This is a genomic window from Gordonia sp. i37 (genome assembly GCF_002043085.1).
Lineage (GTDB): Bacteria > Actinomycetota > Actinomycetes > Mycobacteriales > Mycobacteriaceae > Gordonia > Gordonia polyisoprenivorans.
The window spans coordinates 1-2,291 of record NZ_MVPX01000372.1; the positions used below are offsets into that span (position 1 = coordinate 1).

2 protein-coding genes are annotated in these 2,291 nt (G+C 65.2%); one reads left to right on the forward strand and one right to left on the reverse strand.

The genetic code is table 11. The annotated features are described in order from the left end of the window. Positions 1-276 precede the first annotated feature (276 nt). Positions 277-1,212, reverse strand: a complete 936-nt coding sequence (locus tag B1964_RS18175) for a cytochrome c oxidase assembly protein (protein WP_079930744.1) — start codon at positions 1,210-1,212, stop codon at positions 277-279. 122 nt (positions 1,213-1,334) lie between these two features. Here B1964_RS18175 and ppk2 point away from each other — a divergent pair, with 122 nt between their 5' ends. Continuing rightward, positions 1,335-2,186, forward strand: a complete 852-nt coding sequence (gene ppk2, locus B1964_RS18180; protein ID WP_079930745.1) for a polyphosphate kinase 2 — start codon at positions 1,335-1,337, stop codon at positions 2,184-2,186. Positions 2,187-2,291 lie beyond the last annotated feature (105 nt).

Here is a 2,291-nt window from a genome sequence, read left to right on the forward strand (position 1 = left end):
CCCTGGTCTGGACTCGCCGATCGAAACCCGACTCACCCAACTACTCGGCGACCGCGGGTTTTAGACCGTCGCGTGCTCGGTGCGGGGTCGGAAACCAGCAGCGGTGCAACAGGTCTCGAGGCTCGTCGCTATCGCTCCTCGGCACCTCGACCACCGGAAGAAAAGGGAACGTCGCTGGCGCTCCTCGGCACCTCGACCACCGGGAGAACGCACCTCGACCACCGGGACGAAAGATCCGCCGGGCTGCTCGACCACCGGAAACTGGCGCCCACCGGCTCAGCGGAAGCGCTCGCGTAACTCCGGGTTGTTCTCCCACCACAGTCCTGACGGTTGGTCGGACTCGGTCTCCGCTGCCGCCGATCGGGTCGACTCGCGTTGGGCCGCATCGAGTTCGGCGTCGGCGATCTCGGCCCGCCGACTCTCATCGGTGCGGAATCGGTCGAAGAGCACGAGGAGGAACGGCAGACCGATGACGTCGCCGAGCACCCAGAACACACCGGCCCCGATGGTTTGATCGGTCCGCAGCGACGGCCCCCACGTGCGGTGCAGCGCTTCGTAATACGAGGCGGCGAGGAGTCCGCCCTGCCACATCACCACGCCCAGGATGCCGTCGCCGAGTGTCTCGCCCAGGGTGACGAGCAACGACAGGGATTGCGGATAGCGCCGTGGCACCGGGTCGATCTGCAACCGCGCGTAGAAGTATCCGAAGCCGCAGAGCACGAGCAACAGTCGGGTCACGGTGTCGACGGCGTCGGATCGCAACATCGCCGGATACCACCCGGTGAGATAGATCAGCCACGGCGTCACGATGACGCCGGCCGAGGTCACCGCCGGTGACGCGATCACCCGCGCCGCCCGCGATCGGAGGCAACGATCGATCACTCTGCGTGCCGCAGACCACGACTCGCGGGCAACCGTCACCGGCATCCCGAGCGCGAGGCAGAACGGCACCACCATCAGCACCAGCACAATCTGCAGCGCTCGCACCCAGAACAGGGTGTCGGAGTACACGCCGACAAACCCGCACGCGCTGATCAGCCACACCGTCACGCCGACCAGGAACGGAACCGTCCGCCGCCATGGCAACGTCGACCTGCGCACGGCCACGACATAGGCCACCGCGATCAACACCACGACAACAGATGTGGGCACATCGACTCGCCACGACGACACCACCGTGTGCAGCGTCAAGGGAGCGAGGGCATCGGCCACAACCCGCGAGTATCCACCCGCGACGAATCGTTAATCGACTCGTAAAGGCCAAACGGACACCGCAGTCACCTAGTCTGGGCAGATCAGTGCCCTCCGGGCGGGCACTGTCGAGGAGGCCGAGCATGGGCAAGAAGAAGCACAAGAAGCACTCCTCGAACCACGACGGTCACGACGAGCACGTGAAGACCGAGCCAATGACGACCGAGCCCATGAAGAACAAGGAATTCCGCAAGCTCGTCAAACCCCTGCACGCCGAACTCGTGGCCATGCAGGAATGGGTGCGCAGCACCGGCGCCAAGGTGTGCATCGTCTTCGAGGGCCGTGACACCGCAGGCAAGGGCGGCGTGATCAAGTCGATCACCGAGCGGGTCAGCCCACGGGTCTTCCGGGTCGTTGCACTGCCCGCACCCACCGAACGCGAGAAATCGCAGATGTACATCCAGCGCTACGTCCCGCATCTACCTGCCGCGGGCGAGGTCGTCATCTTCGATCGCAGCTGGTACAACCGCGCCGGCGTCGAGCGGGTCATGGGTTTCTGCACCGAGGAGCAGACAAAACAGTTCCTCACCGAGGCGCCCGAGTACGAGCGAGCGATCGTCGCCTCCGGGGTCATCCTGCTCAAGTATTGGCTCGAGGTCAGCGAGGACCAGCAGACACTGCGGCTCCAGAGCCGCATCGACGATCCGCGCAAGTACTGGAAGCTGTCGCCGATGGACCTCAAGTCATACACGCACTGGGACGACTACACCCGTGCGCGCGACGACATGTTCCGCTTCACCGACACCGGCTGGGCGCCCTGGTACGTCGCGAAGACCGACGACAAGAAACGCGGGCGCCTCAACGTCATCCGCCACATCCTCGAACAGGTTCCCTACACCCCGCTCGACCGCCCCGACGTGGAACTGCCCAAGCGGAAGGCGACCGGTTACGAGGGACCCGACCTGCCGCTTCGGCGCATCCCCACGCTGTATTGACCTCTCGCCGCGACGCCACTCGTCGGCACCGATCCGCGCACGTGGTCAACTGAGAAGGTGACGTGGGTCGAGCGTGAGCTCCTGAACAACCGGCTGTCGGCCTTC